Genomic DNA, 334 nt, shown 5'->3' with positions numbered 1-334 from the left:
GTCGGTCATCCCGGCTCATCCTTGAGGGGCGATCTCGTTGTCGTCTGGATTGCGAGCCGGGCTTGCGGTGGACGCGGCAGCGTCGGCACGAGAGGTGCGGGCAGGGCGGGTAGTCCCTGTGAGCCCGAAACCACGTGCGGACGAGCGGCGCTGCTAGGCTTCGTCTCGTCTGTAAGTTTCTGGCTCCGTCGACAGGGCTGGGAAAACTGCGGCGACATGGCGGGCCGTGCGTGCGGCAAAACCGTGTGGTCCTGGCCGTCGTTGCTACGGTCAAGCTTTCGCGGAGGTGCGTGCGAGCCCAACCGGGCGGACAGCATCGTCAATTCGCGGAAGT

The organism is Bradyrhizobium sp. 1 (genome assembly GCF_023073315.1).
GTDB lineage: Bacteria > Pseudomonadota > Alphaproteobacteria > Rhizobiales > Xanthobacteraceae > Bradyrhizobium.
The sequence above is the reverse complement of the archived record's forward strand: the minus strand, read 5'-3'. Positions refer to the sequence as shown.